Raw genomic sequence first — 15,587 nt, 5'->3', positions numbered from 1 at the left:
TAGACGCATGTCCGCACTGAACACGTCCCTGCACGAGCTGGATCCGGAGATCGCCGCCGCGGTCGACGCCGAGCTCGAGCGCCAGCAGTCCACCCTCGAGATGATCGCCTCGGAGAACTTCGCTCCGCTCGCGGTCATGGAGGCCCAGGGCTCGGTCCTGACCAACAAGTACGCCGAGGGCTACCCCGGCCGCCGCTACTACGGCGGCTGCGAGCACGTCGACGTCGCCGAGCAGATCGCCATCGACCGTCTCAAGGCCCTGTTCGGCGCCGAGTACGCCAACGTCCAGCCGCACTCCGGCGCCTCCGCCAACCAGGCCGCCCTGTTCGCCCTCGCCCAGCCCGGCGACACCATCCTCGGCCTGGACCTCGCCCACGGCGGCCACCTCACCCACGGCATGCGGCTGAACTTCTCGGGCAAGCAGTTCAACGTCGTCGCCTACCACGTGGACGAGGAGACCGGGCTGGTCGACATGGCCGAGCTGGAGAAGCTGGCCACCGAGCACCGCCCGAAGGTGATCATCGCGGGCTGGTCGGCGTATCCCCGCCGGCTGGACTTCGCCGAATTCCGCCGCATCGCCGACGCCGTCGGCGCCTACCTGTGGGTGGACATGGCGCACTTCGCCGGCCTGGTCGCGGCCGGCCTGCACCCCAACCCGGTCGAGCACGCCGACGTCGTCACCTCCACCACCCACAAGACGCTGGGCGGGCCGCGCGGCGGCATCATCCTGGCGAAGCAGGAGTTCGCGAAGAAGCTGAACTCCTCGGTCTTCCCCGGCTTCCAGGGCGGCCCGCTGGAGCACGTCATCGCGGCCAAGGCGGTCTCCTTCAAGGTCGCCGCGAGCGAGGAGTTCAAGGAGCGCCAGCAGCGCACGGTCGAGGGCGCAAGGATCCTCGCCGAGCGGCTGACGGCCGCGGATGCCCGCGCGGCCGGCGTGAATGTCCTGTCCGGCGGCACGGATGTGCACCTGATCCTGGTCGACCTGCGGGAGTCCGAGCTGGACGGGCAGCAGGCCGAGGACCGCCTGCACGAGGTCGGCATCACGGTCAACCGCAACGCCGTCCCGAACGACCCGCGCCCGCCGATGGTGACGTCGGGGCTCAGGATCGGTACGCCCGCGCTGGCCACCCGCGGCTTCCAGGCGGCGGACTTCGCCGAGGTCGCCGACGTCATCGCGGAAGCCCTGAAGCCGTCGTACGACGCGGAAGCGCTGAAGGCCCGGGTCAAGGCCCTGGCCGACAGGCACCCGCTGTACCCCGGTCTGAACAAGTAGTTCCTTTTTGTGGGGTGTCCTGGACACTCGTAGTGAGCGGGACACCCCACCCCCTTTGTTCCACTCCGTTCTGAGGAGTCACCGTGGCCATCTCGGTCTTCGACCTGTTCTCGATCGGCATCGGCCCGTCCAGCTCCCACACGGTCGGCCCGATGCGGGCGGCACGCTTGTTCGCCCGCCGTCTGCGCAACGAGGAGCTGTTGGGCTCCGTGGCGTCCATACGTTCCGAGCTGTACGGCTCTCTCGGCGCCACCGGCCACGGCCACGGCACCCCCAAGGCGGTGCTGCTCGGTCTGGAGGGCGCCTCGCCGCGGACGGTGGACGTGGAGCGTGCCGACGAGCGGGTGGAGGCGATCAAGTCGTCCGGCCGGATCCGGCTGCTCGGCGAGCACGAGATCCCGTTCTCCTTCGACGACGACCTGAAGCTGCACCGCCGCAAGGCCCTCCCGTACCACGCGAACGGCATGACCCTGTGGGCGTACGACGCCTCCGGTACGGAGTTGCTGTCGAAGACGTACTACTCGGTGGGCGGCGGCTTCGTCGTCGACGAGGACGCGGTCGGCGAGGACCGCATCAAGCTCGACGACACGGTGCTCAAGTACCCCTTCCGCACGGGCGACGAGCTGCTGCGCCTGACGAACGAGACGGGCCTGTCGATCTCGGCGCTGATGCTGGAGAACGAGCGGGCCTGGCGCACGGAGGAGGAGATCCGCGAGGGGCTCCTCGACATCTGGCGCGTCATGCAGGCGTGCGTCTCCCGCGGCATGTCCCGTGAGGGCATCCTGCCGGGCGGTCTGAAGGTCCGCCGCCGCGCCGCGATGTCCGCCCGCCAACTCCGGGCGGAGGGCGACCCGTTGGCGCGTGCGATGGAGTGGATCACGCTCTACGCGATGGCGGTGAACGAGGAGAACGCGGCAGGCGGCCGCGTGGTGACCGCCCCGACGAACGGTGCCGCGGGCATCATCCCGGCGGTTCTGCACTACTACATCAACTTCGTGCCGGGCGCCGACGAGGACGGAGTGGTCCGCTTCCTGCTGGCGGCGGGCGCGATCGGCATGCTCTTCAAGGAGAACGCCTCCATCTCGGGCGCCGAGGTCGGCTGCCAGGGCGAGGTCGGCTCGGCCTGCTCGATGGCGGCGGGCGCACTGGCCGAGGTCCTGGGCGGCTCCCCCGAACAGGTCGAGAACGCCGCCGAGATCGGCATGGAACACAACCTGGGCCTCACCTGCGACCCGGTCGGCGGCCTGGTCCAGATCCCCTGCATCGAACGCAACGGCATGGCCGCGGTCAAGGCGGTCACCGCGGCGCGGATGGCGATGCGGGGGGACGGCTCGCACAAGGTGTCCCTGGACAAGGTCATCAAGACGATGAAGGACACCGGGGCGGACATGAGCGTCAAGTACAAGGAGACGGCGCGGGGCGGTCTCGCGGTGAACATCATCGAGTGCTGAGGCGCACCGCCGGAGGTGGTGTCGCCGGAGTTCGGGCGGTCATGGGAGCGGGCGCCCGTCGGAACCCGCTCCCATGAGCCGGTGGGCTCAGCGTGCTCGGCGTCCGCCCACCGAGGCGCATGACGAGTCGGGGCGGCCCGGTGCGGATTCCTGGCCTCGCGCGGCCGTCTTCCTCGGCGGGTCCGCAGGTACCGCCTGGGACAGCTCGCTGCGGCCGCGCACCTTGAGCTTGCGGTACACCCGGGTCAGATGCTGCTCGACCGTGCTGACGGTGAGGAACAGCTCGCCTGCGATCTGGCGGTTGCTCAGCCCCCGCGCCGCGAGCCGGGCCACCCGCCGCTCGGCGTCGCTCAGCTCCTTGACCGCGGTGATACCGCCCGGCCCGCGCCCGGCCGGGACGGCACTCGCCAGGGCGGGCTCGAGGGCCACGGTACGGCCGGGCGCCTGGACGCCCGCCTCCTCGGCGAGATAACGCGACTGGTACAGCAGCAGCCGGCCCTCGTCGTGCCGGCCCAGTTCCTGCAGCGCGGCCGCCAGATCGGCCTTCGCCTGAGCCAGTTCCAGCGGCGCCTCGACCTGCTGCAGCGTCTTGAGAGCCTCCCTCAGCAGCTCGGTGCGCCGGTCGAGGGGACGGCATGCGGCCAGCACCCGCAGCGACAGGGCGTGCACGTATGGCTGCCGACGGTCGGTCAACTCCCGTTGCTCTTCAGCCAGTTCGGCGGCATCGTGCACCCGGCCCAGCCTCAGTAACGCCTCGGCCGCGTCCGTGCGCCACGGCAGGAAGGCGGGGAGGTCGAGGCCCCACTCCTTCAGCTGGTTGCCGACGGTGAGGAAGTCGGCCAGGGCGGGCTCCGGCTGGCCGCAGGCCAGGTGGTAACGGCCGCGGGCCCTGAGATAGGGCAGGCCGGCGGTGGTGTGGGACATGACGTCGGGCACAGGCAGATTCAGCAGTTCCTGGGCCTGGTCGAGCCTGCCGAGCTCGGTGCGTGCCTGGAGCAGGGTGGCGATCGGCAGACCGATCAGTACGCCCCAGCCCTCGGCAGGGAGGATGCCGAGCGCGCTGCGGCCGAACCTCTCGGCCTGCTCCAACGCGCCCCGGCGCAGCGCGATTTCGGCCGCCAGCGCGGTGAAGACCGCGTGCCACACCGTCAGGTCCCGCTCCTCGGCGGCGACGGCGAACCCCTCGGCCCAGCGGGCGGCGGTGCTCAACCGGCCGCACAGGACGAGGACCACGAGCGCGGCGGCCAGTGCCGCGGCGGTACCGGCGCTGAACGGATAACGGCGCAGCGTGCGTTCGGCCGCCTGGGCGCCGGGGACGCCGGGCGCGCACGACATCAGGTCGGCGAGGAGTTCGGCCACCTGGGACTGCGGGTCGGCGGCGAACGGGAGGTCGGTCCGCAAGGTGCTCGCATCCCTGTCCCGCTCGCCGAGAGCCGCCGCGGCCGGCGGGTAGAGCAGGGTGAGCCATTTGCTCCGGGCGTGGCGGTGGGCGGCCGTGAGGGGGTCCCGGGACCAGTCCGGGTCGCGGAGCCTGCCCAGGTGGTCGAGGGCCGCGTCGATCTTCCCGAACCAGAGCAGCGCGCCGATCAGGGTGGAGACATGACCGCTGGCCAGCTGACCGTCCTCGGCCGCGACCATCAGGTCGGGCACCCAGCGTGCCGCGGCCGTCGGGTCGGTGAGCCACTCGGTGCGTACCAGCATGGCCGTGGTGACGGCCTGCTGGCGCCGGTCGGCCGGGTGGAGGTCGGCATAGTGCAGGATGTCCTGCGCCAAGTGCACCTGGCCGTCGCCCATCGCCTGGTCCGCGGCCTCCTGCAAGAGCGTCACCGAGCAGCTGGTGCCGATCTGTTCCGAGGCGAGGAGCTGGACGGCGACGGCGGTGGCCGGCGCGCCGTTCTTGTGCAGGATGCGGGCGGCCCGGGCGTAGGCGTCGGAGCGCTCCTCCGGGGTCATGTCGCCGAGCACGGCGACGCGGGCCTGGGAATGCCGGAACCGGTCCCCGCCCAGGATCCCGGCGGCGCGCAGCACGTCGATCGCCCGCTGCGTGGACTCGCTGTCCAGGCCGACCAGGTGGTGCAGCAGCGTCCGGTCGAACGTGTCGCCGAGCAGGGCGAGTTGGCGGGCGAAGTCCAGCAGGTCGGAGCCGCAGCGGTAGAGGCAGGTCAGTACCGCCTCCCGGTAGGCGCGGTCGGCCGCGGGCCGCTGGTCGTCGGGGCGGGCCCGACGGTCGTCGTCGAGCAGGGCGCGCACCAGCAGCGGACTGCCGCCGCTGACGTCCCGGTAGGCGGCGGCCTTGCGGCGCGCGGCGGTGCGGCCCAGCCGGGGCGCGAGCAGTTCCTCCACGTCCGCGACGGGCAGCGGCCCGAGGCGCAGCCGGCGGGTCACGGGCTCGGACGGCAGCTCCGCCTTGAGCAGGACGTCGAGGGGCTGGGACGTCTCGGACTCGGCGAGCACGAGCAGGAGCCGGCCGGTGTGCAGTCGGCGCAGGACCGCGAACAGGATCTGCAGGGACGCGGTGTCGGCGTGCTGGGCGTCGTCGATGCCGATCACGAGGGGCTCTTCGGTCTCGTCCATCAGATCGAGCAGGGCCATGCACACCCGGTGGAAGACATGGGCCCCGATCCGGTCGGACGCGCCGGGCTCGAGGCAGTCGCGCAGGGAGGCGCTCGCTCCCTCGTCGAGCAGGCGCAGGATCCGGCCGACCGGTTCGGCTGGGACATGACCGCGGGCGCCGCGGAAGAGCTGTTCGAGGACGGCGAAGGGAACGGACCGGGCGGCCCGGGATGCCGTGGCCGACAGGGAACTCGTGCCGGACCGGGCGGCATCGTCATAGAAAGTGCGCAGGAGAAGCGTCTTCCCGCTGCCCGCCGGACCCGTGACGACGGCGAGTCGGCCGGCGCCCGCGCGCGCTTCGCCGAGCAGGCCGTGCAACTCCGCCAGTTTTCCGCGCCGTTCACCCGGCAGCACGTCGGCGGATGTGTGACCGAGGTGTTCTCCTTTGCGCTCCGTATCAAGGTTGGCCGAATCTTCCACTACTTCCCCCAGTTGAATGACCAAGCTTCGGAAAGTCGCGCAAAAATCTCGGGAAAGAGGACATGGTCCCGAACTCCGGGCTCATGACGACCGGTTCCGTACGACCGGCGTGCACAGGCGCCATTACCTGCGATATGTCCTCAATGACGCGCAGCTGAAAATTTGCGCATTCACCAACTTGCCCTGTCCAGTCTGGGAGGGGGGTGAGATCATTGTCAACGCCGATCTTTTCGGACCGGGTGCCGCGGGCGGGTCGAGTGGGTGAATTCGGACAGCGAGCGTCGACCTCTCGGCCTCGTTTAATCTTCCAGCAACACGGACGGCACATTTCACGGACGCGGACCCTCCGCTACGAGCTGCGCGGTTGACCGGCCCTTTGCATTCGGCGCCGAGCGGAGCGTCCCGGAACGTGACGGGGGTCATAAGAACAAAAATAGGGGTCGGGCGCCGTTGCGCCACGACCCCTATACGACCGGCGGACGGGTCAGGTCCCCGGGCGCGCCGTCTTGATCCGGTCGGCGATCCGCTCCGCGATCATCAGCACGGACAGCAGTGTGTTGCCGCGGACCACCTCCGGCATCACGGAGGCGTCGACCACGCGCAGGCCGTCCACGCCGAGCACACGGCACTCCGGATCCACGACCGTGGCCGGGTCGTCGGGGGATCCCATGTGAACGGTGGCGGACAGATGACCCCCGTCCCAGACCACCTTGGGCAGGTCCTCCACGGTGGGAATGTCGGGCTTCGCCTCCAGGATCGAGGTGAACGACGGCTTGGCCACGAACTCGGCGACCCGGTCCAGGGCGTCGGCGGCACGCGCCAGGTCCGACTCGTCCGTCAGCAGCCGGTGTTCGATGAACGGGGGCGACAGCGGATCGCGCGAGGTGAACAGCAGCCGCCCTCGGCTGAAGACCTGCTGCTGCACGATCAGCAGCCAACTGCCGCCCATCCAGTGGTTGTTCGGGATGATCATCATGTCGTTCTCGCCGGCGCCCGCGAGCCCGGAGGAGTAGCGCAGCGTGACATTGGTGAAGCGGTCGTACGGGCTCTCCTTGGCCTGTGCGGTGGTGGGCAGCGGCACGATGACGGTCGGATGGTCCTGCACGCCCTGGCCCACCGGCAGGTCGGCCACCACGTCGATGCCGAGCTCGTGCAGGTCCTGGGCCTCGCCGATGCCGGAGCGGACCAGGATGGCGGGCGACATCAGGGCACCCGCCGCGAGGACGACCTCGCCGCCCGGGTTCAGCCCGAGGGTCTCGCCGCCGACCAGCCGCACCCCGGTGACCCGCTTGCTGCCGGGCTCGACGACCACGGTGTCCACGTGTGCGTCGCCGCGGACGGTGAGGTTGGCGCGATCGCGCGCGGGCTCCAGGTAGGCGTCGTTCGTAGTGACCCGGCGGCCGTCGCGGATGTTCATGGCGAACGGCGAAAGACCGGTCGCGCCGGGGGCGTTGTGATCCTCGGCCCAGGGGATCCCGGCATCCAGGACCGCGTCGCGGAAGGCGAGGTCCACACCGCCCCAGCCCTCCTGGGGCTCGCGGTAGACGGGGACGGGGCCGCCGCTGCCGTGGTAAGGGGCGTCGGGGAAGTCGTGCTCGTCCTCGAGTTTGGCGTAGTACGGCAGGACGTTCTCCCAGCTCCAGCCCTCCGCGCCGGACGCCGTCCAGCGGTCGAAGTCCTGTGAGGTGCCGCGCAGCGCGAACAGGATGTTCACCAGCGAGGTGCCGCCGACACCGCGGCCGCGCAGGAAGGGAGTTGGCTCCTGCGCGGGATTGCGACGGTTTTCGAGACCGGCCCACCAGTAATCAGGATTGTTGGACGTCTCCAGGTCTATCTTGCGGTGCCGGAATGCCTGGGGAGTTTCCTCGGTACGGAAGTCGTGTCCCGCCTCGAGCACCAGGACGTCCGCTTCGGGGTCCTCGCTGAGCCGCGCCGCGAGCACGGCTCCGGCCGATCCGCCCCCGACGATTATGTAATCCCAACCGCGGACCTCGTCAGCCATTTTCATGCCTCTCGCTCGGATTATCCGGACGTTCGAGAATTCGATAACAACCAATTACGTCGCGCGGTGCAGGTCAACCCCTATCCGAGGGCCCGGGAACCCCTACGGGGGTGGAAAGGGGTTCCCGGGTCCGTTTCGGTTCCCCCGCCGTCAATTCGCCTCTTGCGCGGCGGTGGGGGCGGGGGCCTGCGCGGGCTTCTCGGCGGGGGCCGCCTGCGCGGGGGCGGGGGCGGGCTTGCGCAGGGCCAGGGCCAGGACCGCGGAGACGGCGGTGAGCCCGGCCGCCACCCACCCCGAGGTGCGCAGCCCGTCGATGACGTCGGAGACCGCCGGGTGTGCGTCCGCCCCGATGTCCAGCCCCGCGTTGGCGACGGCCACCAGGACGGCCAGGCCAACGGCGCCGCCGACCTGCCGGAAGCTCGACACCAGGCCGGAGGCCACGCCCTGTTCGGCGGGCGGCACGCCCTGCGCCGCTGCCACGAACATCGGCGGGAAGCCGAGACCGCCGCCCAGTCCCCAGACGGCCGAACCCGGCAGCATCAGCCAGTAGGAGCCGTCGACGGTCAGGCTCGCGGAGACCCCGGCCAGGCCGACGGCGGTGAGGAACACCCCGGTCGTCACCGCGGCACGCACGCCCCACTTGCCGATGAACTTCGGGGTGATGCGCAGCGCCGTCACCATCGAGATGAGGGTGGCCGGCAGGAAGGCGAGGCCGGCTTCCAGGGCGTCGTAGCCGAGACCGTCCTGGAGGTAGGTGGTGAACAGGTAGTACGTGAAGCTGAGCGCACCCTGGAAGACGAAGATCACGATCATCGTGGTGAGCAGGTTGCGGTTGCCGAACATGCGCAGCGGCACCAGCGGATCACGAGTGCGCGCCTCCAGCAGCACGAACAGCACGAGCAGCACACCGCCGACGGCCAGGGTGCCCGCGCCGTCGAACGTGGCCCAGCCCTTGTCGGGCCCGCTGACCAGGCCGAAGACGATGAGGGTGAGGCCGGCGGTGGCGATCAGGGCGCCCAGCAGGTCGAACTTCTTTTCCTTGGCCGCCGCGGGCGGATCGGCCGCGAGCACCCTGGGTGCGGCGAGAGCGGCGATCAGCGCGAGCGGCACGTTCACGAAGAACACCCACTCCCAGCCGAGGTAGTTGGTGAGCACACCGCCGAGCAGGGCGCCGACGGACAGGCCCGCGCCGCCGGCCGCGCCCCAGACGCCCACGGCGCGGTTGCGCTCGCCGCCCTCGGCGAAGTTGAGGTAGATCAGCTTCAGTGTGGCCGGGGTGACCAGGGCACCGCCGAGCCCCTGCACGAAGCGCGCCCCGACCAGCAGGCCCTGGTCCGAGGAGAGGCCGCCGACCAGCGACGACAGCGCGTACAGGGCCATGGCCAGCGAGAACATGCGGCGCGGTCCGAAGCGGTCCACGGCGCGGCCGCCCAGCAGCAGGAAGCCGCCGAGGCCGACGACATAGGCGCTGACCACCCACTGGAGCGACTGCGCGTTGAAGCCCAGCTCCCGTCCGATGTCGGGCAGCGCGATGAAGACGATGTTGACATCGATGGTGGCGATGAGCTGTGCGAAGGCCAGCAGTGCCAGCCTCAGGCCCAGCCTGCGGCCCACCTCGTCAGGTGCAGCGACCACGGTGGTAAGCCCTTCTCGGAGAAATGGCGCGGAACAGAAGATCAGCGAGGGGTGTTGAGGGGAAGAGATCCAGCCCGACGGGCGACCTGCTCTAACTTTGGGGGGAGCGGGACATGCCCACGAGGGGCTCAAGTGACAGGTATGCGGAGGATCTCGCCATGCACCGGATCGCCCTGCTCGCCATCCCTCCCGTGACGGCCGCGGAGCTCTCCATCCCCGAGATGGCCTTCGGTCAGGCCCTGGTCGACGGGCAGCCCTGTTACGAGGTGGTGCCGTGCACGACCGAGGCCGGAGCGGTGGTCGGCACGGGCTCGCTGGAGATCGTCGTACGACACGGGCTCGAGGCCCTCGAGACGGCCGACTCGGTGCTGGTGGTGGGCGCGGGCGGCCGCGAGGAGGCCGATCCGCGGCTGCTCGCGGCGCTGCGGGAGGCGGGCCTGGCGGGCAAGCGCATCGCGTCCGTGTGCGGCAGCGTGTTCGTACTGGCGCAGGCGGGGCTGCTCGACGGCCGCCGCGCGACGACGTACTGGAAGTACGCCGCCGAGCTGCGCTCCCGCTTCCCCGACGTCACCGTGCAGTCGGACGTGCTGTACCTCCAGGACGGTCCGGTGGTGACCTCGGCCGGGCTCGCCGCCGCCATGGACCTGTGCCTGCACATCATCCGTACGGACTTCGGCAGCGCCATCGCCAACACGGTGGCCCGGCTGGTCCTCGCGGCGCCCGTGCGCTCCGGTGAACAGGCGCAGCTCGTCGCGGAGTTGGTGCCCGAGAAGCGGGGCGTCTCGCTCGCCGACACCCGGGAGTGGGCGCTGGAGCGGCTGCACGAGCCGCTGACCCTGGCCGATCTCGCCCGGCACCACAGCAGTAGTGTGCGCACCGTCATCAGGCGGTTCCAGGCCGAGACCGGGCTGACGCCACTGCAGTGGCTGCTCAACCAACGCATCGACCGTGCACGGGAGTTGCTGGAGACCACCGATCTGCCGCTGGACCGGATCGCGGAGCGCAGCGGCATCGGCTCGGTCGACTCGCTGCGCCAGCACCTCGTACGCCGCTGCGGCCTCACCCCGAGTGCCTATCGCGCCTCGTACGCCCGGACCGCCACCAACCGGTGAGAGGCGCCCACCGGAACGACCGACCGGCGGGGCGCCTCCGCTTCCCCCACGAAGGGATCAGTCCATGACGCAGACCTCTCAGGGCACCGAGGGCACGGCGGACACGAGCGAAGCGGTGGCCCGGATCGAGGACCTCGCGGCCGCGTCGGGCGGGCTCGTGGTGTTCAACACCGTTGCCCCGTCCGGGACTCCGCACTCCTCGGTGGTGAACGCCGGCGTACTCGCCCACCCCACGACCGGACGGCCGACGGTCGCGATCGTCGCGCTCGGCGGCTCGCGCAAACTGCGCCATCTGGAGCGGGACCCGCGCGCGGTCGTGGTCTTCCGCGACGGGCGGCGCTGGACGGCGGTGCGCGGCACGGCCACGATCGTCGGCCCCGACCATCCGCACGAGGCGGTGACGCCCGAGGCGCTGCCGGAGCTGCTGCGGGACGCCTACCGGGCGGCGGGCGGCGGCGAACACCCCGACTGGGACGAGTACGACCGCACGATGGCCGCCGACCGACGGGCCCTGGTGCTGGTCTCCCTCGACCACACCTATGGCAACTACTGGCCCGCACAGGGCTGATGCCCTTCGGGGCACCCCGTCTCCCGGCGGGGGTTAGGGGTGCCCCGAGGATCTTCTGGGGTAGGCGGTAGGGGTGAAGTCTCCCTAGCGTTCCGGGATGTGGCGCTTTCCTCATCTCCGCCTTCCTCTCCTCCGCCTTCCACTCGTCCGTCCTCGGCGGGGTCCGGTTCCGTCGGCTCCCCGGTCGAACCGACCTTTCTGAGCCATCTGCTGCCCGGGGCGGCTTCGCCGGCCCGGCCCGCGCTGCTCCGGCCGTACGGTCCCGACGAGCGCCGTGCCGGGGACGAGCTGCTCGCACGGCTCGACCCGCTGCTCGCCGGGGTGGACGCGGCCGAACTGGACCGCACCGCGAAGCTCCCGGACGGCCTGGTCGACGGGCTGCGTTCCGCCGGGTTCCTGGCGCTGCGCAACCCCGAGCACCTCGGTGGGCCGGCCGCGTCCGACTACAACGCCTTCCGGGCCGTCGAGCACGCGGCGCACACCTCCGTGGCCGTCGGGCAACTGCTCGCTGTGCAGAACGGGGTGGGCGCGCCCGCGCTGCTGGCCGGACTGCCGCCGGGCCCGCTCGCGGAGTTCGTCGCCCGTCATGTCGCGGCCGGCACCCTCTCGGGCTTCGGCGGCACGGAGCCGGACGGCCAGAACAACACCTGGCCCACGACCACCGCGGCGCGAGCCGCCGACGGTTCGTACGTCCTCGACGGTGAGAAGGTGTTCACCGGCAACGCCCCGGTCGCCGGGCTGGTCGCGGTCACGGCAACCGTGCCGGAGGGCGCGCGGCGCCGGGCGGCGGTCGTCTTCGTGGAAACCGCGAGCCCCGGCGTCGAAGTGAGCGCCCGGCACGAGTTCCTGGGCAGCAGAGGCCTGCCGAACGGCTCGCTGCGCTTCGCGGGCGTACGGGTGCCCGGAGAACGGGTCGTGCTCGGCGACGAGCCGGACGATCCCCGCTTTCCCGCGGGGATCGGGCGGGTCGCCATGGTGGGCCAGCTGGTGTTCAACGGCGCGCCCGCGCTGGCCGTCGTACGCCGGAGTCTGCGCTTCCAGCGGGAGTTCGTGGCCCGGCGGACCATCGACGGGCGGCCGCTCGCCGGGTACGACGCGATCCGGCGCCTGGCCGCACAGACGCTTGCGGAGGCGTACGCGGCGGACAGCGTGGTGCGGTGGTGTCTCGGCGGCGGTGAGCGGGCGTTCGATCTGCTGCTCGCCAAGAACATCTGCACGCTCACCGCGTGGCGCACCGCCGACCGTACGGTGTCGGTGCTGGGCGGGGAGGGTCTGGAGACGGCCTCCAGCAAACTCCGCCGTGGGGCGCGCCCCCTCCCGCTGGAGCAACTGCTGCGGGACGCACGGGGCCTGAGGGTCTCCGGGAACATCGACTTCCTGCTGGACATCAGAGCGGGGCGGCTGCTGCTCGCGCAATACGCCGGCGAACGGCCCGCAACGCCGCCCGCCGCGAGCGAGGACGAGCCGGACTTCGGCGGGCTCTCGGACGCCAACCGGCGGCACTTCGTCGCGCTCCGGCGGGATCTGCGCCGACTCGGCGAGTGGTGCGCCCGGTTGGCGACGGCGTCGCCCGGCGAGGACCAGGAGGCAGCGCGGCTCGTCGGGCGGGCTGCCGGTGAACTGCTCGCGGTCTTCGCGACGTTGGCCCGGGCGGCAGCCGAGGACTCCGGCTTCGCGGCGCGGCAGGAGCTGGCCGACGTCCACTGCGCGGCCGCCCGGCACCGCCTGGACGGGCTGTGGCGGCGACTCGCGGCGTATGCCTCGGACCCCGGGATCCCGCACCGCTCCGTGAGCCGCACCTGGTTCGCCACGTCCGACCTCGACTTCCTCGTCAGCGCCTGAAGACCGGACGTTCCGGAAGGCCTGACGTTCCCGAAGCCCCACGTCCTCCCAGACCCCAAAGGGGGCTCCTTTGACGACCCATCAACAGGACACCGCCACGCACGACGACGGCACCCGTGACACCGGGCGGCTGCCCGACGTACTGGGCGGCTTCGACCTGACCGACCAGAGCCGCTGGGCGGCGGGCATCCCGTACGAGCTGTTCGCGCGGTTGCGCCGCCGGGCACCCGTGCTGCGTCATCCACCGGGTCACATGCCGGACGGCGACGGCTTCTGGGTGCTCACCCGGCACGAGGACATCGCCCTCGCCGCCGGCCACGATCCGGATCCGTTCTCGGCGCAGGGCGGCGGCGGCCGCACCGGCGGCGGCTCGCACCTGGAGGACCTTCAGGTCGGGGTGCACGCCGGGGTCTTCCTGCCGATGATGGACAACCCGCGGCACGAGCTGCTGCGCGGTCTGTTCACGCCCTGGACCGAGCCGACCGAGCCGGTACGGGCGCGGATCAGGGCGTTCGCCACCGAACTGGTCGACGAAGCGGTCGCCGAGGGCACCGGAAACGCCGCCGACCTGGCCGAGCGGTACGCCGCCCGCTCGATCGCCCTGCTGCTCGGCGCGGAGCCCGGTGACCTGCCCCAGGTGGAGGTGTGGGCGCACAGCGTGTGCGGCTTCGTGGACCGCCGGACCGGGGTCGCCGACGACAACGCGCGCCGCGTCTTCGCCGAGATCCAGTCGTACGCCCGCCGGTTGCTGGCCGCCAGGCGCGAAGCGCCCGCCGCGGACGCGGCCTCCGTACTCGCCACGGCCGAACTGCCCGCGGACGGCGACCAGCCGCCGATCAGCGACGCCGAGCGCGAACTGAACTTCCTGCACCTGCTGATGACCGGCATCGAGCAGCCGCGCAACACCCTGGCCGGCGGGCTCGAGGGCTTCCTCTCCCACCCCGGCGAGTGGGCGCGGCTGAACGCGGACCGCTCGCTGCTGCCGACGGCGGTGGAGGAGGTCCTGCGCTGGGCGCCGCCCAACCCGTTCAACCGCCGTACCGCCACCCGCGACGTACGGCTGCGCGACGTCCTGATCCGGGCCGGGGACAAGGTCACCCTGTGGTGGCCCGCGGCCAACCGGGACGAGGACGTCTTCGCCGACCCGGACCGTTTCGACGTCGGCCGGGACCCGAACCCCCATCTGAGCTTCGGCCACGGCACCCACTCCTGCATGGGTGACCACTTCGCCCGGTTCCAGATCGGCGCGCTGCTGGAGGCGCTGCTGGACCGGGTGGCCGAGCTGCGGCCGGCCGGTCCCCCGGTCTGGGCCCCCAACAACAAGCACACCGTCGTGCTCGACCTGCCCGTGGAGTTCGTACCGCATCGCCCTGCCGACGACAGGAGTTCCCGATGACCGAGGCACCGCCCGTGGACACCTCGCTGGTGTCCCAGCTCCTCCCCTTCAACCCCTTCGACCGCGCCTTCCACGCCGACCCCTATCCGATTCTCAGGCGCATACGGGAAGAGTCCCCCGGAGCCGTGCGGATGCCCGCGGGTGTGGTGACCGTGCTGGGCCACCGCGAGGTGTCCCGGGTCCTGACGGATCCCAACTTCGGCTGGGGCGACGGCGACGCGGTCAAGCAGCAGGAGGTGTCCCTGGACGGCGGGAAGCCGGTGCGGATCCTGGCGTTCATGGACCCGCCGGACCACACGCGGCTGCGCGGACTCGTGTCGAAGGCCTTCACTCCGCGCACGGTGGCCCGGCTGCGGCCCCGCATGGAGCAGATCACCGACGAGTTGCTCGCCACCGCGCAGGCGAACAGCGCCGACGGGCGGATCGACCTCGTGGAGTCGCTGTTCCGGCCGCTCGGCGGGCTCGTGCTGACCGAGATGCTGGGCATCCCCGAGGAGTACCACGCGCAGGCGTTCGACTTCTCCATGGACAGCGCGCGCGGCCTCGACCCCGACTTCACGCTGACGCCCGAACAGGCCGCCAAGCGCGACGAGGGCCGCCTCTGGTTCGCGGAGCTGACCCGGAAACTCGCCGAGCAGCGGCGCGCCGAACCCGGCGACGACCTGATCACCGAGCTGGTCAACGCCGAGCAGGACGGGGAGCGGCTCACCGAGACCGAGCTGGTCTCCATCTGCGTCAACCTGCTCGCCGCCGGGTTCGGGGCGACGGCCGCCCAGATGGCCAACTCGACACTGGCGCTGCTGCAACACCCCGACCAGCTGCGGTGGTTGCGCAAGAACCCCGACGGCATCGGCTCGGCCACCGAGGAACTGCTGCGCTACGACGGCCCGTTGTTCCTGCTGACCCGCAGCGCCTTCCGGGACACCGAGGTGGGCGGGCTGCCGATCGCGGCCGGCGAGCAGATCTTCCTGTCGATGGGTTCCGCGAGCCACGACCCTTCGGTGTACGACGATCCGGACCGGCTGGACCTGTCCCGCACCCCGCACAAGGTGCTCGGCTTCGGCCACGGCATCCACTTCTGCGTGGCCGCGCCGATCGCCCGGATGACGACCCAGACGGCCCTCGCGGCGCTCGTCCGGCACGACATCGAACTCGCCACGGACGCACCGGAGTTCAACGGAGCCCTGGTCATCCGCACGCTGGCGAGCCTGCCGGTGCGGCTGACGCCGCGCGGCTGAGGCACCTGGCACGCGGAAATCCCCCCGCCGGTTCGAC

General features: G+C 71.5%; 10 protein-coding genes. 7 read left to right on the top strand and 3 right to left on the bottom strand.

Going from position 1 to position 15,587, the window contains the following annotated elements:
* Positions 1 to 7: 7 nt before the first annotated feature.
* Entirely contained in the window at positions 8 to 1,273 is a 1,266-nt protein-coding gene (glyA, locus tag ACFY1L_RS32545; protein ID WP_388832001.1) for a serine hydroxymethyltransferase, read from the top strand.
* Between the two features lie 83 nt (positions 1,274 to 1,356).
* Entirely contained in the window at positions 1,357 to 2,724 is a 1,368-nt protein-coding gene (locus ACFY1L_RS32540; RefSeq protein ID WP_388831998.1) for an L-serine ammonia-lyase, read from the top strand.
* Positions 2,725 to 2,811: 87 nt separating this feature from the next.
* Here the strand turns inward: ACFY1L_RS32540 and ACFY1L_RS32535 are convergent, their stop codons facing one another.
* The 3 genes from ACFY1L_RS32535 to ACFY1L_RS32525 form a co-directional block, all read right to left on the bottom strand.
* Positions 2,812 to 5,691 carry an AAA family ATPase gene (locus ACFY1L_RS32535; protein WP_388831995.1) on the bottom strand — a complete coding sequence of 960 codons (2,880 nt, stop codon included), beginning with the start codon at positions 5,689 to 5,691 and terminating at the stop codon, positions 2,812 to 2,814.
* A 550-nt stretch (positions 5,692 to 6,241) separates the two neighbouring features.
* Positions 6,242 to 7,759 carry a GMC family oxidoreductase gene (locus ACFY1L_RS32530; RefSeq protein WP_388831993.1) on the bottom strand — a complete coding sequence of 506 codons (1,518 nt, stop codon included), beginning with the start codon at positions 7,757 to 7,759 and terminating at the stop codon, positions 6,242 to 6,244.
* A 150-nt stretch (positions 7,760 to 7,909) separates the two neighbouring features.
* Positions 7,910 to 9,394 (bottom strand): MFS transporter, encoded by a 1,485-nt coding sequence (locus ACFY1L_RS32525; RefSeq protein WP_388831990.1) that lies wholly within the window; start codon positions 9,392 to 9,394, stop codon positions 7,910 to 7,912.
* 158 nt (positions 9,395 to 9,552) lie between these two features.
* On the opposite strand from ACFY1L_RS32525, the gene ACFY1L_RS32520 reads away from it, so the two are divergent.
* From ACFY1L_RS32520 to ACFY1L_RS32500, 5 genes are all read left to right on the top strand, one after another.
* Positions 9,553 to 10,506 (top strand): GlxA family transcriptional regulator, encoded by a 954-nt coding sequence (locus ACFY1L_RS32520; RefSeq protein WP_388831987.1) that lies wholly within the window; start codon positions 9,553 to 9,555, stop codon positions 10,504 to 10,506.
* 64 nt (positions 10,507 to 10,570) lie between these two features.
* Positions 10,571 to 11,074, top strand: coding sequence for a TIGR03618 family F420-dependent PPOX class oxidoreductase (locus ACFY1L_RS32515; protein ID WP_388831984.1), 504 nt, complete (start codon positions 10,571 to 10,573; stop codon positions 11,072 to 11,074).
* A 99-nt stretch (positions 11,075 to 11,173) separates the two neighbouring features.
* Positions 11,174 to 12,916, top strand: a complete 1,743-nt coding sequence (locus ACFY1L_RS32510; protein WP_388831981.1) for an acyl-CoA dehydrogenase family protein — start codon at positions 11,174 to 11,176, stop codon at positions 12,914 to 12,916.
* Positions 12,917 to 12,986: 70 nt separating this feature from the next.
* Positions 12,987 to 14,312 carry a cytochrome P450 gene (locus ACFY1L_RS32505; protein ID WP_388831978.1) on the top strand — a complete coding sequence of 442 codons (1,326 nt, stop codon included), beginning with the start codon at positions 12,987 to 12,989 and terminating at the stop codon, positions 14,310 to 14,312.
* The gene (locus ACFY1L_RS32500; RefSeq protein ID WP_388831975.1) at positions 14,309 to 15,550 is read left to right on the top strand and encodes a cytochrome P450; all 1,242 of its coding nucleotides are present in this window, start codon (positions 14,309 to 14,311) and stop codon (positions 15,548 to 15,550) included. Before ACFY1L_RS32505 ends, ACFY1L_RS32500 begins: the two co-directional genes overlap by 4 nt.
* The last annotated feature ends 37 nt before the right edge of the window (positions 15,551 to 15,587 follow it).

The sequence above is a fragment of the Streptomyces sp. NPDC001663 genome (assembly GCF_042893105.1).
Classification (GTDB): domain Bacteria; phylum Actinomycetota; class Actinomycetes; order Streptomycetales; family Streptomycetaceae; genus Streptomyces.
This window is presented reverse-complemented; position numbering and strand designations above follow the sequence as displayed.